Annotated in this window: 22 protein-coding genes; 6 read left to right on the top strand and 16 right to left on the bottom strand. The window is 73.0% G+C overall.

Going from position 1 to position 24,890, the window contains the following annotated elements:
- The 3 genes from C5H89_RS05970 to C5H89_RS05960 form a co-directional block, all read left to right on the top strand.
- Positions 1 to 1,035: ABC transporter permease (locus C5H89_RS05970; RefSeq protein WP_162799244.1), on the top strand; the 1,035-nt coding region annotated here is incomplete at its 5' end.
- Between the two features lie 62 nt (positions 1,036 to 1,097).
- Positions 1,098 to 1,730, top strand: coding sequence for a hypothetical protein (locus C5H89_RS05965; RefSeq protein WP_104106142.1), 633 nt, complete (start codon positions 1,098 to 1,100; stop codon positions 1,728 to 1,730).
- A 91-nt stretch (positions 1,731 to 1,821) separates the two neighbouring features.
- Complete coding sequence (locus C5H89_RS05960; RefSeq protein ID WP_104106141.1) at positions 1,822 to 2,355, top strand: NAD(P)H-dependent oxidoreductase; 534 nt, start codon at positions 1,822 to 1,824, stop codon at positions 2,353 to 2,355.
- 51 nt (positions 2,356 to 2,406) lie between these two features.
- Here C5H89_RS05960 and C5H89_RS05955 read toward each other — a convergent pair whose 3' ends face one another.
- Positions 2,407 to 3,861, bottom strand: a complete 1,455-nt coding sequence (locus tag C5H89_RS05955; protein WP_162799243.1) for a serine/threonine-protein kinase — start codon at positions 3,859 to 3,861, stop codon at positions 2,407 to 2,409.
- A 49-nt stretch (positions 3,862 to 3,910) separates the two neighbouring features.
- On the opposite strand from C5H89_RS05955, the gene C5H89_RS05950 reads away from it, so the two are divergent.
- Positions 3,911 to 4,471, top strand: coding sequence for an RNA polymerase sigma factor (locus tag C5H89_RS05950; RefSeq protein ID WP_104106202.1), 561 nt, complete (start codon positions 3,911 to 3,913; stop codon positions 4,469 to 4,471).
- Here C5H89_RS05950 and C5H89_RS05945 read toward each other — a convergent pair.
- The 7 genes from C5H89_RS05945 to C5H89_RS05915 form a co-directional block, all read right to left on the bottom strand.
- The gene (locus C5H89_RS05945) at positions 4,384 to 6,123 is read right to left on the bottom strand and encodes a carboxypeptidase-like regulatory domain-containing protein (RefSeq protein WP_104106139.1); all 1,740 of its coding nucleotides are present in this window, start codon (positions 6,121 to 6,123) and stop codon (positions 4,384 to 4,386) included. The two genes, C5H89_RS05950 and C5H89_RS05945, sit on opposite strands and share 88 nt — an antisense overlap.
- Positions 6,078 to 7,457 carry a carboxypeptidase regulatory-like domain-containing protein gene (locus tag C5H89_RS05940; RefSeq protein WP_162799241.1) on the bottom strand — a complete coding sequence of 460 codons (1,380 nt, stop codon included), beginning with the start codon at positions 7,455 to 7,457 and terminating at the stop codon, positions 6,078 to 6,080. Before C5H89_RS05940 ends, C5H89_RS05945 begins: the two co-directional genes overlap by 46 nt.
- Positions 7,458 to 7,572: 115 nt before the next feature.
- Positions 7,573 to 8,658, bottom strand: coding sequence for an NtaA/DmoA family FMN-dependent monooxygenase (locus tag C5H89_RS05935; RefSeq protein WP_240181734.1), 1,086 nt, complete (start codon positions 8,656 to 8,658; stop codon positions 7,573 to 7,575).
- Positions 8,659 to 8,784: 126 nt separating this feature from the next.
- Positions 8,785 to 10,119, bottom strand: coding sequence for an LLM class flavin-dependent oxidoreductase (locus C5H89_RS05930; RefSeq protein WP_104106137.1), 1,335 nt, complete (start codon positions 10,117 to 10,119; stop codon positions 8,785 to 8,787).
- A gap of 35 nt (positions 10,120 to 10,154) precedes the next feature.
- A complete protein-coding gene (locus tag C5H89_RS05925; protein ID WP_162799240.1) occupies positions 10,155 to 10,994 on the bottom strand; it encodes an ABC transporter permease in 840 nt (279 codons plus the stop codon).
- Positions 10,987 to 11,811 (bottom strand): ABC transporter ATP-binding protein, encoded by an 825-nt coding sequence (locus tag C5H89_RS05920; RefSeq protein WP_104106136.1) that lies wholly within the window; start codon positions 11,809 to 11,811, stop codon positions 10,987 to 10,989. Before C5H89_RS05920 ends, C5H89_RS05925 begins: the two co-directional genes overlap by 8 nt.
- The gene (locus tag C5H89_RS05915) at positions 11,808 to 12,836 is read right to left on the bottom strand and encodes an ABC transporter substrate-binding protein (protein ID WP_104106135.1); all 1,029 of its coding nucleotides are present in this window, start codon (positions 12,834 to 12,836) and stop codon (positions 11,808 to 11,810) included. The genes C5H89_RS05920 and C5H89_RS05915 overlap by 4 nt, the downstream gene beginning before the upstream one ends.
- A gap of 138 nt (positions 12,837 to 12,974) precedes the next feature.
- Here C5H89_RS05915 and C5H89_RS05910 point away from each other — a divergent pair, with 138 nt between their 5' ends.
- Positions 12,975 to 13,973, top strand: coding sequence for an NAD-dependent epimerase/dehydratase family protein (locus tag C5H89_RS05910; RefSeq protein ID WP_104106134.1), 999 nt, complete (start codon positions 12,975 to 12,977; stop codon positions 13,971 to 13,973).
- 36 nt (positions 13,974 to 14,009) lie between these two features.
- Here the strand turns inward: C5H89_RS05910 and C5H89_RS05905 are convergent, their stop codons facing one another.
- On the bottom strand, positions 14,010 to 15,425 hold the full coding sequence (locus tag C5H89_RS05905) for a carboxypeptidase-like regulatory domain-containing protein (RefSeq protein ID WP_162799239.1): 1,416 nt from the start codon (positions 15,423 to 15,425) through the stop codon (positions 14,010 to 14,012).
- 145 nt (positions 15,426 to 15,570) lie between these two features.
- Between C5H89_RS05905 and C5H89_RS05900 the strand changes: the two genes are divergently transcribed.
- The gene (locus C5H89_RS05900; RefSeq protein WP_240181733.1) at positions 15,571 to 17,049 is read left to right on the top strand and encodes an acetyl-CoA carboxylase carboxyltransferase subunit alpha/beta; all 1,479 of its coding nucleotides are present in this window, start codon (positions 15,571 to 15,573) and stop codon (positions 17,047 to 17,049) included.
- A gap of 14 nt (positions 17,050 to 17,063) precedes the next feature.
- On the opposite strand, the gene C5H89_RS19485 is transcribed toward C5H89_RS05900, so the two are convergent.
- From C5H89_RS19485 to C5H89_RS19480, 7 genes are all read right to left on the bottom strand, one after another.
- Positions 17,064 to 17,990: a zinc ribbon domain-containing protein gene (locus C5H89_RS19485; protein WP_275887103.1), complete on the bottom strand. Its 927-nt coding sequence runs from the start codon at positions 17,988 to 17,990 to the stop codon at positions 17,064 to 17,066.
- Between the two features lie 122 nt (positions 17,991 to 18,112).
- Complete coding sequence (locus C5H89_RS05885) at positions 18,113 to 19,351, bottom strand: serine/threonine-protein kinase (RefSeq protein WP_104106129.1); 1,239 nt, start codon at positions 19,349 to 19,351, stop codon at positions 18,113 to 18,115.
- A 48-nt stretch (positions 19,352 to 19,399) separates the two neighbouring features.
- Positions 19,400 to 20,566, bottom strand: coding sequence for a glycoside hydrolase family 6 protein (locus C5H89_RS05880; protein WP_162799238.1), 1,167 nt, complete (start codon positions 20,564 to 20,566; stop codon positions 19,400 to 19,402).
- Between the two features lie 124 nt (positions 20,567 to 20,690).
- Positions 20,691 to 22,091 carry a dihydrolipoamide acetyltransferase family protein gene (locus C5H89_RS05875; protein ID WP_104106127.1) on the bottom strand — a complete coding sequence of 467 codons (1,401 nt, stop codon included), beginning with the start codon at positions 22,089 to 22,091 and terminating at the stop codon, positions 20,691 to 20,693.
- A gap of 28 nt (positions 22,092 to 22,119) precedes the next feature.
- Positions 22,120 to 23,103, bottom strand: a complete 984-nt coding sequence (locus C5H89_RS05870) for an alpha-ketoacid dehydrogenase subunit beta (protein ID WP_104106126.1) — start codon at positions 23,101 to 23,103, stop codon at positions 22,120 to 22,122.
- Positions 23,103 to 24,254 (bottom strand): pyruvate dehydrogenase (acetyl-transferring) E1 component subunit alpha, encoded by a 1,152-nt coding sequence (gene pdhA / locus C5H89_RS05865; protein WP_240181736.1) that lies wholly within the window; start codon positions 24,252 to 24,254, stop codon positions 23,103 to 23,105. The genes C5H89_RS05870 and pdhA overlap by 1 nt, the downstream gene beginning before the upstream one ends.
- A 141-nt stretch (positions 24,255 to 24,395) precedes the next feature.
- Positions 24,396 to 24,890 (bottom strand): helix-turn-helix domain-containing protein (locus C5H89_RS19480; protein ID WP_162799237.1); only part of this gene is annotated, 495 nt, incomplete at its 5' end.

Below are 24,890 nucleotides of genomic sequence, written 5' to 3'. Positions count from 1 at the left end.
GTCTTCCGGGCTCTGCGACTGGTCTTCGGGGGTGCAGTCGCAGAGCCCGGGACTGGGCCCACCGCTGGGCCCACCGCTGGGCCCACCGCCGGGCTCTCCCCGCAGATCGCCCGCGAGCTCAGGCTGGTGCCGGTCACCGTGGAGCCCCAGTGGTGGCAGGTGCTGCTGGTCGCGGTCGCGGTCGGCCTGCTCGGTGCCGCGGCCGGCTGGTTCACCTCCCGCCCGGTCGACATCTCGCCGCTGGGCGTCTCCCGTCAGGCACCCCGACCCGCCCCGAGCCCCTGGCCGGGCCTGTTCCTCCTGCTGGTCGTCCCGCTCCTGGCGGTGGTCACCCACGACGCCCGGTGGGCAGCGATCTCGCTGATCGCCGCTCTCGTCTCCATGGTGCTGGGCCTGCTGACCCTGGCGTCCTGGCTGGCCCGCCGGGTGGGACTCGCGGTGGCCGCCCGGGCCACCACGGTGCCAGTGCTGGTCGCGGCCCGTCGGCTGGCCACCGACCCGCGGCCCACGGCGCGCGCGGCCGCTGCCGTCGGCGCCATCGCGATGGTCGCCGGTGGCGGTGGAGGGCTCCTCGCCGACCTGCCGCAGTCCTCCTACGAGGGCGCGGGGTTCGACGACGTCGAGGCGTTCTACCTGGTGCCGGTGGCGCTGGCCGGGATGGTGCTGCTGGTGGCCCTGGTGCTGACCATCTTCTCGCTCTCCGTCCACGGCCTGGAGTCCCTGGTCGACCGGACGCGCTCGGTGGCCTCGCTGGCAGCCCTCGGCGTCGACACCGCCGAGCTGTCGCGCATCCAGCGCTGGGAGGTGGGCCTGGTGGCGGTCCCGGTCGCGATGCTGGGAGTGCTGGTGGGGTGGCTGCCCTACCAGGCTCTCCAGGTCCTGCAGGGGGGCAGCCCCCTGGCCTACGTGTGGATCCCGCTCCTGGTCAACACCCTCACCGTGGGCCTGGTCTGGCTCTCGGTCGTGGTCTCGACCCGGATCACCCGTCCCTGGCTGCTGCGGGCCGCCTCCCCGCTGAACCTGCGCACCTCTTAGCCATAGCCGGCCCCCGCTTACGACGTCGCCGGTTCCACGATGGCGCGGCTATCTTGGCGCCCATGAGCGGACGGGGACTGGCAGCGACGGGGCTGCTGCTCTGCCTCGGCGCGGGCGCCGGCTACGCCGCGTCGTACGCCGCCGATCCGGTGCGCGCCTCGGGCCGGGCGGTCCCGGTGCCGGCGGCCGCACCGAGCGTGCCGACGGCCGCCGGCGAGGAGATCACCCCGGACCCGGACGCAGCACCCCTGCCCACCGGGCTGGCACTGGAGAAGACCTCCTTCGGCGAGGGGCCCACCCGGGTGACGTTCCCGGTCCCGGCCGGCTGGGTGCGGATCAGCAACGCCCCGAACGAGTTCAAGTGGAAGGTGCGGGGCAACCCCAACGACACCTTCGTGCTGCGCGTCGAGCACGTGGGCAGCCAGCAGGCGGGCGTCGCCGAGCACCGCGCGGCCCGGCTCGCCTCGGTCCGCGAGCAGGAGCGCGGGGTGCGCTCGACCTCGCTGGACGGCGCCGGCCTGGAGTACACCTACATCGACGACCTCGGCCACCAGCGTCACAACTTCGTGCGCTGGGTGAACCTGGGCGATGGTCCCGACGCGGAGGTGGAGGTCAACGTGAGCGGCCGGGCCCGGGACGCGGCGGGCGCCGAGGAGCTCCTGGACCGGGTGGCCGCGGGCGTGCGCCAGGGCTGACGCGCCGGGTTCAGCATCCGGAACCGTGACTGGTCGTGCTTATTCTGGCGTAACTTGATAGACATTGATTCAAAAGCCCTCCAGGAGTGACATGACTCAGCCATTCTTCCCCGTTCGCCCCCGCGTCGCGGTGGTGGTCGGCAACCCCAAGCCGGCCTCGCGCACCCTGGCCGCCGCGACCCACGTCGCGACCGCACTGGTGGGCTCCGCACCCGACCTGGTCGTCGATCTCGCCACCCTGGGCGGGCGCCTCCTGGACTGGTCCGACGCCGGCGTCACCGAGCTGGTGGCCCAGGTCGGCGCGGCCGACCTGGTGGTGGTCGCGAGCCCCACCTACAAGGCCACCTACACCGGCCTGCTGAAGATCTTCCTGGACCGCTTCGCCGGCGGCACCGGCCTGCGCGGGGTCGCGGTGCCGCTGATGCTCGGCGGCGGGCCCGCCCACGCGCTGGCGCCGGAGCACACCCTGCGGCCGCTGCTGGACGAGCTCGGCGGCCGCACGGTGCGCGGGCTCTACGTGCTCGACGCCGCGCACGACGACCCCACGGCGTATGCCGACTGGCTGGACGCCGTCGCCGACGACGTACGGGTGCTGGTCACCGCCCGGGCCGGGGTGCCGGCATGACCGAGGCCTTCGGCAAGCTGGCTCGCCCGGCCTGAGGCCCCGGCAGCGCCGTCAGACGCCGTCCAGCTCCACGCTCGCCAGCACCTGCTCGGCGGTCGTGCGGTCGGCGCTGCGGACCTGCACCCACAGCAGCCGGTCCGCCGCGACCTGCACGACACGCTCCACGACCACCGACGCCGCTCCCGGGCAGCCCTGGTGCACGACGGTGCGCAGCTCGTCGTCGCCGCGCTGTTCCGAGACCGGGCGGCCCTGCTCGCTGCACTCGGCGTGCCCGGGCACCGCTGCGGGCAGGTCGCTGCCCGGCAGCAACCCGACGAAGACGCCGTACCCGGCCTCGCGCCAGTCGGCGCCGGTGCCCAGCGCCAGCGCGGGGAAGTCGCGCTCGGACCCCGGTGGCGTCCACCCGGCGTCCTGCACCGAGGCGGTCCACGCCCGCGGGACCTCCACCGACACCGTCCCCTCGTCGACCCGGCGGGTCTCGGAGCGGGTCAGCTCCCCGACCGCCCATCCCCCGCCCACGCCCAGCGCCAGCGCGGCGACCGCGACCACTGCTGCCTGCCACCTTGAGGGCCGCCAGGAGAGTCGGCGGCGCGACGCACGGGCCCGGGACCGGGCTCCGGGATGGTGCTCAGCCGGGTCCAGCACGGTCCGCTTGGGCTCCGGCCCGGCCAGGGCTCCGGACTGGATGGGTGCAGCCTCGCTCCGCCCACCCGCCGCGGCCAGCAGGGCCGCGGTGAACTCCCGCACCGAGCCGGGGCGCTGCTCCCGGTCGGTCGCCAGACCGCGACGCACCACGGCCTCGACCTCCGCCGGGACCGCCCCGCCCATCGGCGGCGGAGGTGGCGGCGCGGCGGCCACGGTCAGCGACTGGTGGGACCACGCCGGACGACCGGCGAGCAGCAGGTAGGCCAGGGCGGCCAGGGAGAACAGGTCGGCACGGCCGTCCAGCGCCTCACCGCGGGCCTGCTCCGGCGCGACGTACGACGGAGTCCCGGCGATCACCGTCAGCCGCGAGGACATGTCCAGCTCCTTGCCCAGACCCAGGTCGGCCAGCATCGCCCGGACCCGGCCGTCGTCGCTGCGCAGCAGCACGTTGCCCGGCTTCACGTCCCGGTGCAGCACCCCCCGGGTGTGCAGTGCCGTCAGTCCGGCACCCACCTCGGTGATCACCTGCAGCGCCTGGGTGCGGGTCATCGGCCCCCGGGCCAACCACTCGCCGAGCGTGCCCTGGTCGGCGTAGGCCATCACCAGGAACGGACGCCCGTCCTCCAGCTCGCCGGCGTCGTAGACCGGCACCACGTACGGCGACTCCACCTTGCGCAGGAAGCGCCCCTCCTCCACGAAGCGCTGACGCACGTGCCCGTCGCCGGCCCAGTTGTCTGCCAGCACCTTGATCGCGACCGAGGAGTCCAGCTGCTCGTCGTGCGCCAGCCACACCGTCGCGAAGGCGCCCGCCCCCAGGCGCCGACGCACCGGGTAGCGGCCGAGCGTCACTGGTGGGGGCACCGCTGCATTATGTTGCCTGCGTCCAGGTTCCCAAGCGGAGAGGCGTCCGATGACACAGCCCGAGCCGCTGAGCCCGGACGAGCTGGACGACCTCGCGCGGCGCGCCCATGCCGGCGACCGCGACGCCATGGAGCTGCTGCTGGCCCAGGTGCGCCCCAGGGTGCTCAACCTGTGCCGGGGCGTGCTGCCCTACTCCGACGACGCCGAGGACGCGAGCCAGGAGGCGCTGCTCAGCGTGGCGAACAAGATCGGGCAATGGCACGGCCGGGGGCGCTTCACCACCTGGCTGCACGTGGTGGCCCTCAACAGCGCCCGGACGACGTACCGCCGGTTGAAGAACCTGGCCACACCCACCGACGACGCACCGCTGGAGCGCCCGGACCCGCGCACCACCAGCGTCATCGCCGGCACCCGGCTGGACCTGCTGGAGGCCCTGGAGACCATCGAGCGCGACCACCCCACGCTGGTGCAGCCGCTGGTGCTGCGCGACGTCTACGGCCTGGCCTACGACGACATCGCCGCTCAGCTCGACGTGCCCCTGGGCACCGTCAAGGCGCAGATCCACCACGGTCGCAAGCTGGCGAGACCGCTGCTGCGCGGCGGCGCCTGACACGCCCGCTGCCACCACGGCAGCGGCCTCAGTCGGGCGTCGACGCCGCTCGCGCCGGGGAGCACGATCGTCGCGTCCCGGGCACGGTCGGCTCCGTCAAACCACTGGGTGCGGTAGCCCGGGTGCCGGAACGACACCCGATACTCGTGCCCGGGCAAGGCCGGCGCCCCCCACAGCCCGTCCTGCGTCGAGGTGACGACGGCCGAGACGGTCCAGGTGGTCGCGCCCACGGGTCGCTCCTCCACCCTCACCTCGGCGCCGGCCACCGCCCGGCCGCCCGGGCCGGTGACGCGCCCGGAGATCGGCTCGGGGATCGGGAGCCCCGGCAGGAGGTCGATGTCGGCGACGACCGTGCTCGTCCCGTCGAGCTCGACCGGGGTGGACTCGGCGGGGGTCGCCACGTCGCCGAGGTAAGTCGTGCGCCAGACGTCTCCCTCCGGTCGCTGGACCCAGACCCAGTAGGTGCCGGCGGGCATCCCGCCCAGCGAGTACGAGCCGTCCGGGTCGACCCCGACCTGGAAGGTGACCGAGGGGTCGTCCACCGGCTGCAGTGAGACCACCGGGGGGTCAAAGCTCGGGAGCGGCTGACCGTCCGCCAGGACTCGTCCCCTGACCACCGACCTCACCACGACCACCTCGGCGTCGACCGTCGTGCGGGCGCCGGCAGCGACGCGCACCGTCCGGGCCTGCGAGGAGACCTCGGCGTCCTGGTACCACTCCTGGCGGACTCCCTCGCCGCTGAAGGAGACCCGGAAGCTGCCCGCAGGGGCGCCCACGCCCCAGGACCCGTCGGCAGCGGTCAGCACCCGCGCGTACTCGGTCGCCGGGCGGCCCGATTGGTACCACTCGACGACGACCTCGACGTCCGCGGCCGGTCGCCCTGAGCTGGTGACCCGACCTCCGAGCCCCTGGCCGACCGGTTCCAGCGCGAAGTCGACGCGCGTCGGCCCGGGAACCCCCACGATGTCCTGGGCGGACTCGACGTCGGGCGCGTCGCGGTGGAACTCCACGAGGTGCCCCGCGGCCGCGACCGACAGGCGGTGGGCCTCCAGCGGTCGCCCGAAGAACTCGTAGCGGCCGTCCTGCCCGACGCGCTGCGTCTTGATCGCGACGGGTCCGTAGCCGTAGTACGCCTCGTACCAGAGGGTCACGGTGGCCCCGGGGATCGGCGCGCCGGCGGCGTCGCGCACCACCCCGGTGTACTCGGCCAGGCGCCGCATCACCATGTCGACCACCACGGGCGGCCCGCCGGCGACCACCCGCACGTCGCCGTCGCCCCAGGCGGTGCTGGCCTCGCTGTGCTGGGGATGGGTGAAGAACAAGGAGTACTGACCCTCGGGGAGGTCCAGGCGGTAGCGGCCGTCGGCGTCCGTGGTCGTCCTCGCGAAGCCCCCCTGGTAGCTGCCACCGTCGTCCGGCTGGTAGCGGGAGACGTCCACCTCGGCGCCCGCCACCGGCGAGCCGTCAAGGCTGCTGGTGATCCGGCCGACGATCGGCGACACCGTGGGCTCCGCGGCAGCGCTGCCGGGCACCATCCCCGGCGCCAGCGTGGCGAGCAGGGTCAGGAGCAGGGCTACCAGCAGCGAGCGGGCCCTCGTCGCCGCGCTCACGACCCGCACCCCGCAGCGACGGGGACGAGGCGGCAGGTCCATGGGAGCGCCTGCTGCCACCAGGGCGACGGCCGGAGCCGGGCATCGACGCCGGTGGCCCCGGGCGCGACGATCGTGGCGTCGGCGGCCCGCCTCGCGTTGCGGTACCACTGGGTGCGGAAGCCGGGGTGCCGGAACGAGACCCGGTACCGGTGGCCCTGCTGCGTGGCGGCCGTCCACCCGCCGTCGTTCGCGGTCGCGATCCCCGGCAACGAGGTCCACGATGTCTCGCCCACCGCCCGCTCCTCGACGGTGACGATCACGCCCGGCGCGGGTGCGCCTCGCAGGTCCGTGGTCCTCCCGCTCAGCGGCTCGGAGGCCGGCGGGGGCGGCGAACCCTCGAGGTCGAAGTCCGCGACGAAGGAGCTCGTCCCGTCGAGCTCGATCCAGATCGCCTCCTGCTGGGTGGCCGCGTCATCGAACCACTCCCTCGTGACGCCGCTCCCCTCCGTGTTCACGAAGGCGCTGAGGCGGTACCGGTCCGCGGGCAGGTAGGGCAGCGAGTAGTTGCCCTCACCGTCGGTGCCCGTGTAGTGGAAGTCGCCGGATACGTGCTCCCGCTCGGCTATCACGACTAGCAACTGGTCGTCCGAGGCCGGGACGAAGGGCTTGCCGTTGACCAGCACCCGGCCCTGGATCACCGACCGCGATGGTGCGAGTTCGGCGTCCACGACCACCGTCGCGCCCGCCGCGACCACGACGCGCGCGGCCTCGTAGACGGTAGGCACGTCGGCGTACCACTCCGGGACCAGCCCGGCTCTGAGGAAGCGCAGCCGGTAGGTGCCCTCGGCGACGCCGAGGCGGTAGGTGCCGTCGACGCCGGTGAGGACGTAGGCGTAGTGGCGCCAGCCCTGGTCGGGTCGTTGCAGCTCGACCTCGACCCGCACCCCTGCGGCCGGCTCACCGAGCGAGGTGGTGCGGCCTCCGAGGCTCTGGGCCGCCGGCTCCAGCGTGATCGCGACCTCGGTGCGCCCGGGGACGCCGAGGACGTCGTCGCCCGACTCGACGTTGTCCGCGTCGGGGTGGAACTCCGCCAGGAAGCCGTCGGCCGCCACGGAGAACCGGTAGGCGCGGACGCGCTGCTCGGGGAACTCGAACGAGCCGTCCGGTCCGGTGGTCACCGGGTCCTCCACGAGCCCCCACCACGAGTCCACCTCGCGGGAGTAGAGGCTCACAGTGGCGCCGGGCACCGGTGCGCCGCTCGTGTCGCGGACCACCCCGACGAGCTCGACGTCCGGCGCCGGCTCGTCTGCGGCCGAGGCGGCCGTCGACCCCAGCCAGGGGGCGAGCGCGGCGAGCAGTGCCAGGACGAGGAGCAGCGGAGTACGACGGGTCATGCGGCCCTCCCAAGCCTCGGGGCGCCCGGCGAGAGGCGCACCTATCGACCGTAGGGAAGGCGAGCCGGGGTCACCATCCCCCATTTCGGTGCGCCCCCTGCCCCTGGTCGACCCCTCAACCGGCCTGTGACACCCCGTCCCCGACGACGCTGGCGGGAACGGGGAGTCCGTAGTGCTCGCGCAGCGTGCTGCCGGCGTACTCGGTGCGGAACAGGCCGCGGCGCTGCAGGATCGGCACCACGTGGTCCACGAAGGCGTCCAGGCCCTGCGGCAGCACCGGCGGCATCACGTTGAAGCCGTCGGCCGCCCCCGCGGTGAACCACTCCTCGAGGTCGTCGGCCACCTGCTCCGGGGTGCCCACGAAGGTCCGGTGACCGCGACCTCCCCCGAGCCGCAGCAGCAGCTCGCGCACCGTGAGGTTCTCCGAGCGGGCCAGGTTGAGGGTCAGCTCGTAGCGCGCCCGGGACCCCACGATCTCGTGCACCTCCCGGACTCCCTGCGGCAGCGGCTCGTCCAGCGCCAGCTCCGCCACCGGGAGGCCGGTCTGGGCGGCGAGCTGCTGCAGCGGGTAGTCGAGGACCACCAGGTCGTCGAGCTGCTTCTCGGCCGCCCGGGCCTCGGCCTCGGTGCCGCCGAGGACCGGCACGATGCCGGGCAGGATCTTGACGTGGTCGGGGTTGCGCCCGGCCTTGACGGTGAGCGCCTTGAGCCGGTCGTAGAAGGCCCTGCCCTCCACCACCGAGCGCTGCGCGGTGAAGACCGCCTCGGCGTACTTCGCGGCCAGCGCGACGCCCGGGCCGGAGGACCCGGCCTGCACCACCACGGGGTGGCCCTGCCGACTGCGCCCCACGGTGAGCGGGCCCTCGACCTGGAAGTGCTCGCCCCGGTGCCGCAGCGGCCGGATCCGGTCGGGGTCACCCCACACTCCGGTGTCCCGGTCGGCGACGATCGCGTCTTCCCGCCAGCCGCGCCAGAGCCCGAGGACGACGTCGAGGAACTCCTCGCCGCGGGCGTAGCGCTCCTCGGGGCTCGGCATGGTCCGCCCGAAGTTGGCCGCGGCGGCCTCGGCCGAGGTGGTCACCATGTTCCACCCGGCTCGGCCCTGGCTGATCAGGTCGAGGGAGGCGAAGCGCCGCGCCAGGTTGTAGGGCTCCTCGAAGGTGGTGGTCGCGGTGGCGATCAACCCGATCCGCGTCGTCACCACCGCCATCGCGGTGAGCAGCAGCGTCGGCCCCGGGGTTGGGGTCGCTGCCGGGCACCCGCCAGGCGGCCTCGTGGTGACCGCCGGGCATCAGGAACGCATTGAGGTGCAGGTGGCGCCGCGTCATCAGCCCACCTCCGCCAGCTCGGCGGCCCGGACCGCCGGCACCGGCAGTCCGTAGTGGTCGCGCAGCGTCGTGCCCTGGTAGTCGTGGCGGAACAGGCCGCGCCGCTGCAGGATCGGCACCACGTGCTCCACGAACGCCTCCAGGCCCGAGGGCAGCACCGCAGGCATGATGTTGAAGCCGTCGGCGGCGCCGCCGGTGAACCACTGCTCGATGGTGTCGGCGACCTGCTCCGGCGTACCGACGAAGGCGCGGTGGCCGCGGCCGCTGCCCAGGCGCAGCAGCAGCCGGCGCACCGTGAGGTCCTCGCTGCGAGCGAGCTTGACCACCAGCTCGTAGCGCGCCCTGTTGCCCTGGACCTCGCTCGAGGGCCGGATGTCGTCGGGCAGGGGCGCGTCGAGGTGAATCTGCTCCGCGGGGATGCCGATGTCGTCGGCCAGCTGGGCCAGCGGCAGGTCGAGGACCACGAGGTCGTCGAGCTGCTGCTCCAGCGCCCGCGCCTCGGCGACCGTGCTGCCCAGGATGGGCACCAGCCCGGGCAGGATCTTGAGGTGGTCGGGGTTGCGCCCGGCCTTGCGGGCGGCCGCCTTGAGCTCGGCGTAGAAGCGGCGACCGTCCTCCAGGGTCGACTGCGCGGTGAAGACCGCCTCGGCGTACCTGGCGGCGAGCGCGATGCCCGGCCCCGAGGAGCCGGCCTGCACGATGACGGGGTGCCCCTGCTCGCTGCGGGCGACGTTGAGCGGACCGCGCACCCGGAAGTGCTCGCCGACGTGGTCCAGCACCTGCACCCGGGACGGGTCGGTGAAGACGCCGGCGGCCTTGTCGGCGACCCGGTGGTCGTCGCGCCAGCCGCCCCACAGTCCCAGCACCACCTCGAGGAACTCACTGGCCCGCTCGTAGCGCTGGGCGTGGGTGGGTGGCTCGCCGTAGCCGAAGTTGGCCGAGGCCTTGAGGTCGGCGGAGGTGACGACGTTCCATCCCGCGCGGCCGTGGCTGATCGCGTCCAGGGAGGCGAAGGTGCGGGCCAGGTTGTAGGGCTCCTGGTACGTCGTCGACGCCGTCGCCACCAGTCCGATCCGCGTCGTGACCACCGCCATCGCGGAGAGCAGCAGGGCGGGTTCGATGGTCTCCGAGGGACGCCGGGCCAGGTCGCCGAAGATCGACGGGCTGTCGGCGAAGAAGACCGAGTCGAGCTTGCCGCGCTCGGCGGTCCGGGCCAGCTCCTGGTAGTGCGAGACCTCCCGGTACGCCGTGGTGTCGGACTCCGGGAGCCGCCAGGACGCCTCGTGGTGGCCGGTGCTCATGAGGAACGCGTTGAGGACGAGCTTCTTGCTCATGTCGTTTTCCTTCGCTGTCGTGGGCGCGCAGGTGCTCAGGCGCGCCAGCGGGAGAGGCGTCGCTCGATGGCGACGAGGGTGTAGTTGATGGCCAGACCGATCAGGGACGTGGTGAGGATCGCGGCGTACATCTGCGGGATCAGGAAGTTGTACTGCGAGTAGTTGATGAGGTAGCCGAGCCCGGCGGTGGCGCCGATCATCTCCGCGGCGATCAGCACCAGCACGGCGGCGGCGCCGGCGATGCGGACCCCGGTGAAGATGGTGGGGACGGCGGCCGGGAAGACCACCTTGCGGAAGGTGGTGACCGGGGAGAGACCGAGCACCCGCGCCGAGCGGAGCAGCTGGCTGTCCACCGAGGCGACGCCGCTGATGGTGGAGAGCAGCACCGGGAAGAAGCAGGCGAAGACCACGATCGCGATCTTCGAGGTCTCCCCGATCCCCAGGATCAGCACGAACACCGGCAGGATCGCCAGGGCCGCGGTGTTGCGGAAGATCTCCAGCACCGGGGTGAAGAGCTGACGGACCGGGGAGTACCAGGCGATAGCCGCACCCAGCGGGATGGCGGTGACGATGGCCAGGGAGAACCCGGCCGCCGACCGCACCAGGCTGGCCCGCAGGTGGTCCCACAGCTGGCCGGTGGTGACGAGCTTCCACCACGCGGCGATCACGTCGGAGAGCGGAGACACGAAGTAGGGGTCCACCAGCCCGGCCCGGGGTGCCACCTCCCAGACCACCGCCAGCAGGAGGATGCCGATCGTCCCGCGGAACCAGCGGGCGGCGTTCCTGCGGTATCGCGAGACGTGCTTGACCCCGGCCGCGGCCTCCTGGCGCGGGTTGAGTGCAGCCTCGGTGCGCTCCTTCAGCAGGCTAGGCAACCTGGTTCACCTCGTTCAGCTGGGCGCGGCGGTTGACCTGACGCAGCAGCGTCCAGATCTCGTGGCGGTAGTGCGCGAACTCCGGGGTGGAGCGGATGTCGACGTCGTCGGGGGCGTCCCGGTCGAGGTCGATGGTGATGACCTCCCGGATCCGTCCCGGCCGGGCGCTCATCACCGCGACCCGCTGGCCGAGGAAGACGGCCTCGTCGATGTCGTGGGTGATGAAGACGATCGTGGTGCCGGTGCGCTTCCAGATCTGGACCAGCTCCTCCTGGAGCCGCTCCCGGGTCTGGGCGTCCAGGGCCCCGAACGGCTCGTCCATCAGCAGCACCTCGGGCTGGTACGAGAGGCTGCGGGCGATGGCGACGCGCTGCTTCATCCCGCCGGACAGCTCGTGCGGGTAGCGGTTCTCGAAGTCGGGGAGCCCGACCAGGTCGAGGAACTCGCGCGCCACCCGGGTGCGCTCGGCCCTGCTGAGGCCCCCCTTGGCCTCGAGGGCGAACTCGACGTTGCCGAGCGCCGTACGCCAGGGCAGCAGCGTGTACTGCTGGAAGACGACGCCGCGGTCCAGGCCGGGCTCGGTGACGACCTTGCCGTCCACCACCACCTGGCCGGACGAGGGCCGGGTGAGGCCGCTGACCAGGTCGAGCACGGTGGACTTGCCGCACCCGCTGGGGCCGACGATGGTGACCAGCTCGCCCGGCTCGACGGTGAGGTCGAGGCCCTCGAGGGCGACGAACTCCTCGATCTGCTTGTCGGTGTCGCTGCGGACCTGGAACACCTGTCCCACTCCTGCCAGCTCGATCCTGCTGCTCATCGGCTGCCCTCCGCGTAGGGGTTGAACTCGTTGGTGTAGATCTCCGAGAGGTCCACCGAGCCCGGCTCCACCTCGCCGGAGGCCTCCAGCCAGTCCAGCCAGATCTCGAAGTCCGCGTCGGCGAGCAGCCCGCCCTCGGCGGAGATGCCGGTGCCCTTCCAGTACTGCAGGGACTCGGCCTCGGCGGCCCGGTCGTGCTCGGTGAGGTAGTCGGTGATCACCTCGATGACCTCCTCCTTGCTGTGCGCCTTGGTCCACTCGATCGCCTTCGCGATGCCGGCGACGAACTCCTCGGTGACCTCGGGGTTCTTGGCGATGAAGTCGTCGCGCAGCGTGATGCCGCCGCCGCTGTACGGGCCGACCACGTCGATGTCGGCGACCAGCACGTCCAGACCCGGTCGCTGCAGGGCGACCTCGCGTGCCGTGCCACCGAGGTAGGCGGCATCGACCTGGCCCTCGCGCAGCGCGTTCTCGGTGCTGGTCGAGGGCAGCGGGACCAGGGTCACCTCGTCGATCTCGTCGGCGGTCAGGCCGCCCTCCTCGAGGTAGGTGTCGATGATCGCCTCGGCGTTCGCCCCGAGGGTGTTGACCGCGACCTTCTTGCCGATCAGGTCGCGGGCCTGGGTGAGCTTGTCCTCGGTGCGCACCAGGATGGAAGAGTTCACCGTGTCGTCGGAGCCGTAGTAGGAGACGACGGTGGTCAGCGGCGCCCCCGTGGAGTTGACCTTCGCGATGGCCCCCAGGAAGGCGGCGGCGTAGTCGACCTGGTCGGTGGCCACCGCCCGCAGGCTCTCCGGGCCGCCCTGGACGTCGCCGAGCCGCTCCAGCTCGATGTTGTCGTAGAAGCCCAGCGCGTCGGCCAGCTCCGGGAGGTTCACCGACCCCATGTAGGTCTGGTAGCGGATCGTCGTGCTGCCGTCCGCGTTCGTGGCGGCGTCGCTGGAGCCGCAGGCCGTGGTCGTCCCGGCCAGCAGCAGGGAGCCGGCGATGAGCGCCGCCAGGTTGCGCCTTGCGCGTCGGATCATGGGTTTCCTCTTCCCTCGAGATCTGGTGTGCACCTCGATACTACTCAAAGTCGATGGATTTACTAGACATAAACTAATGACGTGGACACCGGCGTGTCCGCCTTGCCCCCACGCAGGTCTCCCAGGTTGCGTGGGGGGATGAGACTGCTGGTCCTGGGCGGCACCCAGTTCCTCTCCCGCGCCGTGGCCCGCGACGCCGTCGGCCGGGGGCACCAGGTGGCCTGCGCCTGCCGCGGCATCTCCGGCGCGGTGGCGGCCGGGACCACTCACCTGCCCTGGGACCGGACGAACCCCGGGCCGGCCTCGGTGACCGAGGAGCGGTGGGACGCGGTGGTCGACGTGGCCCGGCTGCCCTCCCAGGTGCGGACGGCCGTGGCCGCCATGCCCGACGCCCACTGGGTCTTCGTCTCCACGATCAACGTCTATCCGGACACCGACGTCGCAGGTACGCCGGCGACGCTGCGGTTGCACGAGCCCCGCCACACCGACGGCGACCCTTACGAGTCGCCCGAGATCTACGGGCAGATGAAGGTCGCCTGCGAGCAGGCGGTGCTACGCGGAGCGGCCTCGGCCACGATCGTCCGGCCGGGCCTGGTCAGCGGGCCGGACGACAACACCGGCCGCTTCACCTACTGGCCCTGGCGGCTGGCCCAGGCACACGGGGCGCACGTCGAGGTGCTGGCCCCCGGCCGACCGGACGACCTGGTGCAGATCATCGACGTCCGCGACCTGGCGAGCTGGATCGTGGACCTGGCCGAGCGCCGTACCGCCGGCGTCTTCGACGCGGTCGGCGAGATCGTGCCGCTGGCAGACCTGCTGGACCAGGTCGCCGCCGGGGTGGGCGCCACCCCGGAGCTCACCTGGGTGGACCAGGACTTCCTGCAGTCCCGAGGCGTGGAGCCGTGGGCCGGGCCGAGGTCCATCCCGCTGTGGCTCCCCCGGCCAGAGCACGACGGACTGGTCGCCCACGACCCGGCACCCAGCGTGGCGGCCGGGCTGAGGCTGCGGCCGCACGCGGAGACCGCCCGGGACACCCTGACCTGGCTGAGCAGCACGCCTGGCGGGGCCCGGACCGGCCTGGCCCTGGAGGAGGAGGCCTCCCTCCTCCAGGCCTGGCGCGAGTCCCGCCACTCCTGAGAGCCCCGGTTCGCGGCACCGCCCTGACGCGGCGGGTCAGCGGGCCGGCTGCACCCGCCCGGGACGGGCCGGGACCATGGCGCAGAGCCGGGTGACCAACAGCGCGAGCCAGGACGGGCTGGTCGGCGGGGCGCTGCAGATCCGCTGCCACCAGGGCACCGGTGCCGGCGTCGCGGCTCGGACCAGCTGGGCGTCCACCCCGCTCGTACCGGAGGCCACGACCTGCGCGCCCGCCTCCGTGGCGGAGCTGCGGTACCACTGCTTGCGGTAGCGCTCCAGCTCGAAGGAGACCCGGTACTCGCTGTCGGCAGAGGTCTCGAAGGACCAGGTGCCGTCGGCGGCGGCGTGGGTGACCCAGAGCCGCCACTCACCCCCCGCGACCGGCCGTTGCTCGACGTTCACGATCGCGGCCAGCGGCGCGCCGTCCGGCCCCGTGACGGTGCCGGAGATCGACTCGGTCGGCGGCCTGCGGGTCATGGCAAGGTCGGCCACGAAGACCTCGCCGCCGTCGAGCACGATGGGCTCCGCCTCGTCCAGGTTGCGGCCGTCCCGGAAGTAGGTGGTCGCGAATTCGTCCCCTTCCCGCGGGCTCGCGGAGACGAAGTAGGTGCCCGGTGCCAGGTTCGCGATGGAGTAGTCCCCGCTCGCGTTCGGCAGCACGAAGAAGCCGGGGACCGGGCGGCGGACTCCGTCGCTGCCCTCGCGGGCCAGCCCGACCACGGCAGCCACGGGCTGACCCTCGGCACTCACCCGGCCCTGGATGGTGTTGTCGTTCGCCGCCCTCGGCGCCAGGTCGAAGTCCAGCGAGGCGGCCCGGGGCGTCGCCACCTGCTGCGCCTCCTGCCAGGTGGCCGCGTCCAGGTAGTACTCGGACGCGTACGCCTCGTCCTGGGGGACGGCCGCGACGTAGAACTGGCCGCCGTTGAGGTTGGAGATCCGGTAGTTGCCCTGCGCGTCGGTCCTGGTCGAGATGATCGTCACCGGCGTGGGGGTGGGGGTCTTGACCTGGAGCTCGATCGTCGCCGCCACCCCGACGCCTCCGGCGGTGACCTGCCCGTAGAGGTCGGTCTGGCTGTCGTCCAGCACGAGGTCGAGGGGGCCGGACCCGGTGACCTCGACACTCAGCGTCGCCGTGGTGCCGTACATCCACCCCTCCAGCAGGATCTGCACCTGGTAGGACCCCGGCGCGACGTCGACCACGAAGCCGCCCGCCTCGTCGGTGACGGCGCTGTCCACCTCGATCGAGGCGCCTGCCTCGACGATGGTGAACCGCAGGGTGGCGTTGGCCACCGGGTCACCGGAGTAGGCACTGGTGAGGGTGCCGGCGACGCTGCCGGGCGCCTGGGTGGCACCGGCTGTGGTCGGCGCCCACACCGACATCAGCAGTCCCAGGACCAGGGCCAGCACGCCCGTCCCGAAGAGTCTTCCTCGCGTGTTCGTCCGAGCAGTCATGCGGCCCTCCCAAGCCTTGACCGACGGTGCCCTCCCCGGACCCGCCTGGTTACGCCACCGTAGGCTTTCCGCTGCTTCCTGACCACCCCCCATGCGGGGTACCGGACCGCCGGACGCCCGGCACCCCTGGCCTACGCTCACGCCCGTGACCACACGCCTCGACGCCCGGCAGCTGATCGACCTGGTCCTGGACGACGGCTCCTGGGTCTCCTGGGACTCACCGGCCGAGCACGGTGACGTCGCCCCGGCGTACGCCGCGCAGCTGGCGGCCGCCCGGGAGAAGTCCGGCGTCGACGAGGCGCTGGTCAGCGGCGAGGGACGGATGGACGGCCACCGGGTGGCCGTGGTGGTCAGCGAGTTCGGCTTCCTGGCCGGCTCCATCGGGCGCGCCACCGCCGACCGGCTGGTGTCGGCGATCCACCGGGCCACCGCCGAGGGCCTGCCGCTGCTGGGCGCTCCGGTCAGCGGCGGCACCCGGATGCAGGAGGGCACCGCGGCGTTCGTGCAGATGGTCCGGATCTCCGAGGCCGTCGCGGCGCACAAGCGCGCCGGGCTGCCCTACCTGGTCTACCTGCGGCACCCCACCACCGGCGGCGTGATGGCCTCCTGGGGATCCACCGGTCACCTCACCGTGGCCGAGCCGGGCGCCCTGGTCGGCTTCCTGGGGCCGCGGGTCTACGAGTCGCTCTACGGCAAGCCGTTCCCCGAGGGCGTGCAGACCTCGGAGAACCTCTTCGCGCGCGGCATCGTCGACGGCGTGATGGCTCCCGAGGAGGTCCCCACCATCCTGCGGCGCACCCTGGACGTGCTCGAGCGCGCCCGACACCCGCTGCCCCCGGTCGAGGACCCGGGCACCGAGCCGATCGGCGACATCGACGCCTGGGACGTGGTGACCCGCTCGCGCCGTCCGGACCGGCCCGGCGTACGGCGGCTGCTGCGCTACGCCGCGACCAACGTGATCCCGCTCAACGGCACCGGGCAGGGCGAGTCGGACCCCGGGCTGCTCTTCGCGCTGACCCGCTTCGGCGAGGCGCCGTGCGTCTTCCTCGGGCAGGACCGCCGCGGCCAGACCACCGACCACCCGATGGGGCCGGGAGCGCTGCGCGAGGCGCGGCGCGGGATGCGGCTCGCCTCCGAGCTCGGCGTGCCCCTGGTCACCGTGATCGACACCCAGGGCGCGGCCCTGTCCGCAGACGCCGAGAACGGCGGCCTCGCCGGGGAGATCGCGCGCTGCCTGGAGGACCTGGTCACCCTCGAGGCCCCGACCCTGTGCCTGATGATGGGCGAGGGCAACGGGGGCGGGGCGCTCGCCCTGCTGCCCGCCGACCGCGTGGTCGCCGCCCAGCACGCCTGGCTCTCGCCGCTGCCCCCGGAGGGCGCGAGCGCCATCGTGCACCGGGACACCGACCACGCCCCGGACATGGCCCGGTCCCAGTGCGTGCGGGCCATCGACCTGCACGAGCTCGGCATCGTGGACCGGATCGTCGCCGAGCACCCGGACGCCGCCGAGGAGCCGGTCGACTTCTGCCGCCGCGTCGGCGCCGTGCTGGAGTACGAGCTGACCCGGCTGCTCAGTGTCGGGCCGGGCACCCCGGAGTCGCGGGCGGCCCGCTACCTGCGCTGAGGCGGCCGCGAGACTCAGCCGAAGTAGGCCTTCACGACCGCGGCGGAGTAGAAGCCCTGCTCGTTGCACGGACGCCCGTCGAGGTTCCAGTCGAGCCACAACGGCTTGCGCTGCGCGCGCCAGTACTCGACCGCAACCGGGTAGGAGACCGAGCGCACCAGGTGACCACAGTTCAGCAACGGCTTCAGGCCGGCGGCCTCCTCCGCGGGCGACGGGCCCGCGGGCACGCTGACGGTCGACGTCGGCACCGGCGTCGGCGTGGGCGTGGGCGTGGGCGCGACTGTGGGGGTGGGCTCAGGGGTGGCGCTGGGCTGGGGCGTGGGGTTCTGCGTCTGGGTCGGCCCGCTGGGCTTGGGGGTGCGGGGATCACGCGGCTTGCCGGTCGGCTTCGCGGTCGGCGAGGGCTTCGCGGTCCCACTGGTGGTCGGGCCGTTCGTGGGGCTCGGGGTGGCTCTGGGCGTGGAGCTCGCAGACACACTCGACGACGGACTGGCCGACGGACTGGCCGACGGACTGGCCGACGCGCTGGCCGAGGGACTGGCCGACGCGCCCGCCGACACACTCGCCGACGGACTGGCCGACCCGCTGGGCCAGGCCTCGGGGGTCGCCTCGGCGCCGTCGCGACCGGGCACGAGCACCGTGTCGCCCGGGGGCTCGGAAAGGCTCTGGCCCCCGCCCGCCGCCGGGGTGTCGCCCTCTCCCGGGAAGACGCTCATCGCGAGCAGGACCAGCCCGGTCACCACCAGGATCCCGAAGACGGCGCTCACCTCGCGCACCGAGGACCCGGAGCCGGCGGGCACCGGGGCCGGGGTGCCTCGCAACAGCGGCGCGGAGAGCGGCTTGGTCGGTCCCAGAGTCGCCGGGAGCAGCTGCTGGAAGCCACAGTGCGGACACCACTTGGTGGCGCTGGCCAGTGCCTCGTCACACCTCGGACACGTCACTGCAGACCCCTCGTCACTCTCGATCCCTCCGTGCAGGGACACAACCTACGCGTGAGTAGGAACTTTGACACCTCGACCCCAGATTCGTGGAACTCAGTCCGGCGCGCCGCGTGCCCGAGGCGTCAGGACAGACAACTCCGCACCGCCAGCGCGAGCTGGTCCTTGAGGTCCGCGTCCACGGTCTCCAGGTCCCGGTCGTAGAAGTCCATCCGGGAGTCCAGGAACCGGGCGTCCACCAGGGAGGCCACACCCACCGCGTCGATCCACGTCTGGGCGATGCACTCGGCCTTGTCCGGACCCACCACGAGCTGCTCGGCGAACGCCGTCGCCATGTTGTCCACCGCCACGGCCTCGTCCGGAGCGACCGGGACCGAGGAGACCGCGGCCGCAGGCGGCTGAGTGTCCTGGTCGACGACCAGCAGGGTCCCCGCGACGCCCAGGGCGGCCGCCGCGAGCAGCGCCATCGCCACGGCGGCTGTCCGCACCGGGGTTCGCCGTACTGCGGTTCGGCGTGCCGGGGTTCGGCCTGCTGGTCGGCGGGGAGCGAACGCCGGTGCGGCGGGACTCGACCCCGGTCCGGGCAGCGCCTGGGCCGCGACCAGGTCGTCGCGCAGCTGGGCGGCCGACGGGTGCCGGCCCGTGGGGTCCTTGGCGAGCGCGCGGCGCAGGATGGCGTTGACGCGCTGCTCCAGCGGCGAGCTGCCGGCCAGCTGCGGCACGGGTGAGTCCAGGTGGGCCTGCGCGGTGCGGAAGTCGGTGCCCCCGGCGTACGGCGGCTGACCCGACAGGGCGGCCCACAGCACGCAGCCGAGCGCGTAGACGTCGGAGCCGACGTCGGGCCGAGCGCCGTGGTGCAGCTCGGGCGCCATCCAGGTCGCGGCGCCGCGAGCCAGCCCGAAGTCCACCAGGCAGGCCCGGAAGCCGGCACCGTCGCGGCGCAGCATCACGTTGGAGGGCTTGAGGTCGGCGTGGATCAGCCCCACCGAGTGCGCGTCGGCCAGGCCGGCGGCCACCTGGGCGACCAGCTCCAGCGCCTGGCTCAGGGGCGGCGGGCCGAAGCGCTGCAGCATCCGGGCGAGGTCGCCGTCGGGGAACAGGTCGGTGGCCAGGTAGAGGTGCCCGTCGGCCTCGCCGAAGGAATGGAGCGGCACCACGTGCTCGGAGCGCAGCGCGGAGAGCTTGCGCGCCTCACGCGCGAACGTCGCCCGGAACTCCCGGTCGTCGGCGGCCTGGGTGCCGATCAGCTTGAGCGCGACCTGGCGGCCGGCGACGTCGTCGGTGGCCGCGTGCACCACACCCAGCTCGCCCCGACCGATGCGAGGCCCCACGAGGTAGGGGCCGATCCGGGCAGGCGCAGTCACGGCCGAGTCCTACCCCGTCGGCGGCGGGCGAAACCGACGAAGACGAAATCAGTTGCCCGGGCCCGGCCAGCGGGTGCTGCGGGCCATCTCCAGCGCCCGCTTCTGCACGAAGGGGTCGGCCTGGTTGAACAGCCAGGGGCGCCCGAACCAGACGAAGCCGTCCACGTGCCGAGCCGCCAGGGCGCGCACGTCGGGCGACAGCCCCCAGCCCCGGTGCCACGCCTGCGCGGTAGGCGGAATGCCCAGCGTGACGCAGCGCTTCTGCTGCCTGGTGCGGCAGGTGCGCGCGTTGTCCTTCTCGTCCCCCTTCGCGGCCGGGACCACGTCCTCCCAGGCGGTGGGGCGACCGCTCTTGGCGGTGTCCACGATGAAGTGCTTGCGCCCGTAGCCGTGGCGACGCAGCACTGCGGCGATCTCCGCGCCGTGCCGGATGTTCTCCGCCGGGCCGGTGTAGTGGGTGGAGTCCAGCGCGAAGCCGCGGGCGAACTCGATCCCGGTGCGCTCCAGGATCTCGGCGCAGCGCTCGGGGTCGTTGCCCTTGCCGTTCTCGCACCAGTCAGCGGCACCCGCGTCGATGTAGACCGACGTGTTGGGCAGCGCTGCGAGGGTGCGCGTGGCGAACCGCAGCTGGCGCGCGGTGGCCCGCGGCCGCGGCACGCACCACAGGAACGGCCCGTCGGGCTGCATCACCACCAGGGTGGGGGTGGACCCGATCCCGGCGGCCAGGTTCTTGATCCAGGTCCGATAGCTGCGGCGCTCCTGGTCCGTGGCGGGACGCGAGCAGGCCTCCTGCTCCCACGGCTGCATCCGGAAGACGGCGAGCTGGACCAGCGCCTGCGGGTCGCCCTGCTGGGAGGAGGCGATGTAGTCCGCGACCCGGCTGCCGATCTGGTCGTCGGGCACGAACGCGCCGTACCACTTGGTCCGGGGCCGGAGCGCGATCTTGCCGATCAGCCGTTTCGCCTTCCCGGTGGCCGCCTGGTACGGAGCCCACACCTGGTCCTGCGGACCCTGGTAGACACCCCAGGCCCGGCCCGCCAGCGGGTTGCGCGGGTTGGCGCGGTGCGCCCGCTGCGCGGTCTGCGAGATCTCCCCCGGGGTCGCGGCGCCGTGCACCGCCACCGCCCGCGAGACCTCGCCGTGCACGGGCGTGCCCAGTCCCAGACCCGCCGCGATCAAGGCGAGCAGGACCAGCACGCCGGTCCGATGGCGCACCAGCAGCAAGTCCGATCCGCGGTCTACGCCGAGGCCATGAGTTGGAGTCGTCGGGAACACGTACCTAATCCTGGGTACAGGCGCTCGGCTTTGCAGCAAAACGACGTACGTACGCGCGAACTGGTCAGAACAGCAGCGCGGTCCCCGGGTCCGCCAGGATCCCGGCCACGTCGGCCAGGAACTGCGAGCCCTGCTGGCCGTCCACGTGCCGGTGGTCGAAGGAGAGCGCCAGGGTCGTCACGTGTCGCGCCACGATGTCGTCACCGACCACCCACGGCTGCTTGCGGACCGCCCCGAAGCACAGGATGGCGGATTCGCCGGGGTTGATGATCGGCGTCCCGGCATCCACCCCGAAGACCCCGACGTTGGTGATCGTGAAGGTGCCGCCGCTCATCTCGGCCGGCTGCGTCCGGCCCTCCCGCGCGGTGGCGGTGAGCTCGCCCAGGGCCCGCGCCAGCTCCACCAGCGAGAGGTTGTCGGCGTCCTTGATGTTGGGCACCACCAGTCCGCGCGGCGTCGCCGCGGCGATCCCGAGGTTGACGTAGCCCTTGTAGACCACCTCCTGGGCGGCCTCGTCCCAGAAGGAGTTGATCGCCGGGGTACGCCGCATCGCCAGCAGGCAGGCCCGGGCCAGCACCAGCAGCGGGCTGACCTTGACGTCGCGGAGCTCGGGGCGGCCCTTGAGCCGCTCGACGAGCTCCACGGTCGCGGTCACGTCCACGGTGATCCACTCCGTGACGTGGGGGGCGGTGAAGGCCGAGTCGACCATCGCCTGCCCCATCATCTTGCGCACGCCCTTGATCGGCTCGCGGGTCTCCCGGGCACCGGCCATGGGGTGGACGCCGGGCCGGCCGAGATCGGCGTACTGCTCGGGCATCGGTTCGCGCCCGGACTGGGCCGCGGCCGCCGCGGCCTCCACGTCCGCCCGGGTCACCGTGCCGCCGGGACCGGTCGGGGTCAGCCGGGTGAGGTCCACCCCGAGGTCCTTGGCGAGCTTGCGCACCGGGGGCTTGGCCAGGGCGCGCAGGCTGGCCGGTCCCGGCTCGGGCTCACGGGCCGGCACCGCCGGCTCGTCGGCCGGCGCCACCTCCAGCGGCATGGCGCCGCCGGCGGCGAACGCGCCCTGGACCTGGAGCCGGGTCTGGGCGCCGGCGTCGGTGGCCGGCGACGCCGAGCCCTTGCGGGCCCGGCGCTGCGGGCCGCGGTCGGCCTTGTTGCGTCCGACCAGCGACTCGCCCTCGCCGCCACCGCTGGCGGCGGGGTTGGACAGGTCGATCACCATCTCGGCCGCCTGCTCGCCGATCGCGATGATCGCGGTGCCCACCTCGACCATCTCGCCCTCGGCCACCAGCAGCGACAGCACCGTGCCGGCGAACGGGCTGGGCAGCTCCACGATCGACTTGGCGGTCTCGATCTCGCAGATCACCTCGTTGATCTCCACGAGGTCGCCCGCCTTGACCTTCCAGGAGACGAGCTCGGCCTCGGTGAGGCCCTCGCCGACGTCGGGCAGCTTGAACTCGGCCATCTCGGCCCTTCCTGCTAGAAGTTGCGGGCTAGAACTTGAGCGAGCGGTCGACGGCGTCCAGCACCCGGTCCAGGTCGGGGAGGAAGTCCTCCTCGATCCGCGACGCCGGGTACGGCGTGTCGAAGCCGCCCACCCGCAGCACCGGGGCCTCCAGGTTGTAGAAGCACTCCTCGGTGATCCGCGCCGCGACCTCCGATCCCATGCCCAGGTTGACGTGGGCCTCGTGGGTGATCACCGCGCGGCCGGTCCGGCGCACCGACTCGTACACCGGGCCCAGGTCCAGCGGGGAGAGCGTGCGCAGGTCGATGACCTCCAGCGAGGTGCCCTCGTTGGCCGCGGCCTCGGCCGCCGACAGGGCGGTCTTCACCGTCGGCCCGTAGGCCAGCAGCGTGACGTCCTGGCCACGCCGCACCACCCGGGAGGAGAAGAGGGGGTCGGGGTCGACGGAGTCGTCGAGGTCGGCCTTGTCGGCGTGGTACTGCCGCTTGGGCTCGAGGAAGACGACCGGGTCGTCGCAGGCGATGGCCTGCTGGATCATCCAGTAGCCGTCGACCGGGTTGGAGCAGGCCACCACCTTGATCCCCGGCGTGTGCGCGAACTGCGCCTCCGGCGACTCGCTGTGGTGCTCGACCGCGCCGATGCCGCCGCCGAACGGGATGCGGATGACCATCGGCATCTTCGAGCGGCCCTTGGACCGGTAGTGCATCTTGGCGACCTGGCACACGATCTGGTCGTACGCCGGGTAGACGAAGCCGTCGAACTGGATCTCCACCACCGGGCGGTAGCCCCGCAGGGCCAGTCCCACCGCCGTGCCCACGATGCCGGACTCGGCCAGCGGGGAGTCGATGACCCGGTCCTCGCCGAAGTCCTTCTGCAGCCCGTCGGTGATCCGGAAGACCCCGCCGAGCTTGCCGACGTCCTCCCCCATCACCAGCACCTTGGGGTCGTCCTCCATCGCCTTGCGCAGCCCGGAGTTGAGCCCCTTGGCCAGGGTGATCCGCTGGGTGGCCATCAGTGCCTCCCCTCGACGCCGTGTCCATCGACGTGTCCGTCGAACTGGGCGAGGTAGGCCGCGAAGCCCTCGCGCTCGGCGCGCAGCTCCTCGGTCTCCTCGGCGTAGACGTGGTCGAACATGTCCAGCGGCTGCGGGTCCGGCATCGCCTTGCAGCCTTCGCGCAGGTCGTGGCCGAGCTGGTCGGCCTCGGCGCGCACCGTGTCGATGAAGTCGTCGTCGACCAGGCCGTTGCGCCGCAGGTAGACCTCCACCCGGGAGATCGGGTCGCGCAGCTTCCAGCGCTCCACGTCGTCGGAGAGCCGGTAGCGGGTCGGGTCGTCGGTGGTGGTGTGGGCACCCATCCGGTAGGTGTAGGCCTCCACCAGCGTCGGTCCCTGGCCGTCCCGCGCCCGCTGCAGCGCCGCCTGCGTCACGGCGTACGTCGCGAGCACGTCGTTGCCGTCGACCCGGACGCCGGGGAACCCGAAGCCCAGGGCCCGCTGGTAGAGCGGGATCCGGGACTGCCGCTCGATCGGCTCGGAGATGGCCCACTGGTTGTTCTGGCAGAAGAACACCACCGGGGCGTTGTAGGAGGCGGCGAAGATGAAGGCCTCGTTGACGTCGCCCTGGCTGGAGGCGCCGTCCCCGAAGTGCGCGACCACGGCCGCGTCGCGGTCCGGGTCGCCGGTGCCGACGACGCCGTCGCGCTGCATGCCCATGGCGTAGCCGGTGGCGTGCAGGGCCTGCGCGCCGATCACGATCGTGTAGAGCCCGAAGTGCTTCTCCTCCGGGTCCCAGGAGCCGTGGTCGACCCCGCGGAAGAGGCCGAGCAGGGCCAGCGGGTCGATGCCGCGGCACCACGCGACGCCGTGCTCGCGGTAGGTGGGGAAGACGTGGTCCTGGGGGCGCAGCGCCCGGCCGGCGCCGATCTGGGCGGCCTCCTGGCCGAGCAGCTGGGCCCAGATGCCGAGCTCGCCGTGCCGCTGCAGGGCGGTGGCCTCGGTGTCGATGCGCCGGGTCAGCACCATGTCGCGGTAGAAGCCGCGCAGCTCCTCGGCGCTGAAGTCCCGGTCGAACTCCGGGTGGTGGACGCGCTCCCCCTCCGGGGTGAGCAGCTGGACCAGCTCTGGTCCTCCGTCGGACTGCGAGGGCCCGAAGACCTCGACCAGGTCCGGTCCGAATCCGTGGTGGCTCACGCTGCACTCCTTCTTCTCACCCGGCGGCCGCGGGATCACCGCCGCGCCAGTGCGCCTGTCGTCTCGCACGGGTCGCCGGTCGGGGGTGTGACCGACAACACATGTGAGAGCAACCTACATGGGTTGGGTGCGAAGGCTGTCGCTGGGCAGCCGACCGTAGGCCTCGCGGTAGTGCGCGGCGAACCGACCCGGCTGGGCGAAGCCCCACCGCGCGGCCACCTCGGCCACCGTCACCCCGTCGTCCGGGTCTGCCTGGAGCAGCTCGCGGTGCGCCCGCTCCAGCCGCACCTGGCGCAGGTACGCCGTGGGGCTGCTGTCGTGGTGCCGGGCGAAGGCCTGCTGCAGCGCCCGCACGCTGGTGTGCGCGGCCCGGGCGATCTCGGCCACGGTCATCGGCTGGTCGGCGTTCTGGTCGATGAACGCCGTGGCCCGACGCACCGCGCTGGGTCCAGGCTCCCGGTGCCGGTCCTGCACCTCGTGGGCGAACCCCTCCAGGGCGCTGAGGGCCAGTGCCGACACCAGGTCGGCCACCACCCGGGGCTCGCCGCGGGCCTCCGAGCGCCCCAGCACCTCCCGGTTGAGGCGGCGCACCGCGGTGCGCCACTGCTC

Source organism: Nocardioides sp. 616 (assembly GCF_002930065.1).
Lineage (GTDB): Bacteria > Actinomycetota > Actinomycetes > Propionibacteriales > Nocardioidaceae > Nocardioides > Nocardioides houyundeii.
This window is presented reverse-complemented; position numbering and strand designations above follow the sequence as displayed.

Coding starts and splice junctions, on each gene's coding strand:
- C5H89_RS05965 (WP_104106142.1), top strand. CDS start 1,098: ATGAGCGGACGGGGACTGGCAGCGACGGGGCTGCTGCTCTGCCTCGGC.
- C5H89_RS05960 (WP_104106141.1), top strand. CDS start 1,822: ATGACTCAGCCATTCTTCCCCGTTCGCCCCCGCGTCGCGGTGGTGGTC.
- C5H89_RS05950 (WP_104106202.1), top strand. CDS start 3,911: ATGACACAGCCCGAGCCGCTGAGCCCGGACGAGCTGGACGACCTCGCG.
- C5H89_RS05945 (WP_104106139.1), bottom strand. CDS start 6,123: ATGGACCTGCCGCCTCGTCCCCGTCGCTGCGGGGTGCGGGTCGTGAGC.
- C5H89_RS05940 (WP_162799241.1), bottom strand. CDS start 7,457: ATGACCCGTCGTACTCCGCTGCTCCTCGTCCTGGCACTGCTCGCCGCG.
- C5H89_RS05930 (WP_104106137.1), bottom strand. CDS start 10,119: ATGAGCAAGAAGCTCGTCCTCAACGCGTTCCTCATGAGCACCGGCCAC.
- C5H89_RS05920 (WP_104106136.1), bottom strand. CDS start 11,811: ATGAGCAGCAGGATCGAGCTGGCAGGAGTGGGACAGGTGTTCCAGGTC.
- C5H89_RS05915 (WP_104106135.1), bottom strand. CDS start 12,836: ATGATCCGACGCGCAAGGCGCAACCTGGCGGCGCTCATCGCCGGCTCC.
- C5H89_RS05910 (WP_104106134.1), top strand. CDS start 12,975: ATGAGACTGCTGGTCCTGGGCGGCACCCAGTTCCTCTCCCGCGCCGTG.
- C5H89_RS05905 (WP_162799239.1), bottom strand. CDS start 15,425: ATGACTGCTCGGACGAACACGCGAGGAAGACTCTTCGGGACGGGCGTG.
- C5H89_RS05875 (WP_104106127.1), bottom strand. CDS start 22,091: ATGGCCGAGTTCAAGCTGCCCGACGTCGGCGAGGGCCTCACCGAGGCC.
- C5H89_RS05870 (WP_104106126.1), bottom strand. CDS start 23,103: ATGGCCACCCAGCGGATCACCCTGGCCAAGGGGCTCAACTCCGGGCTG.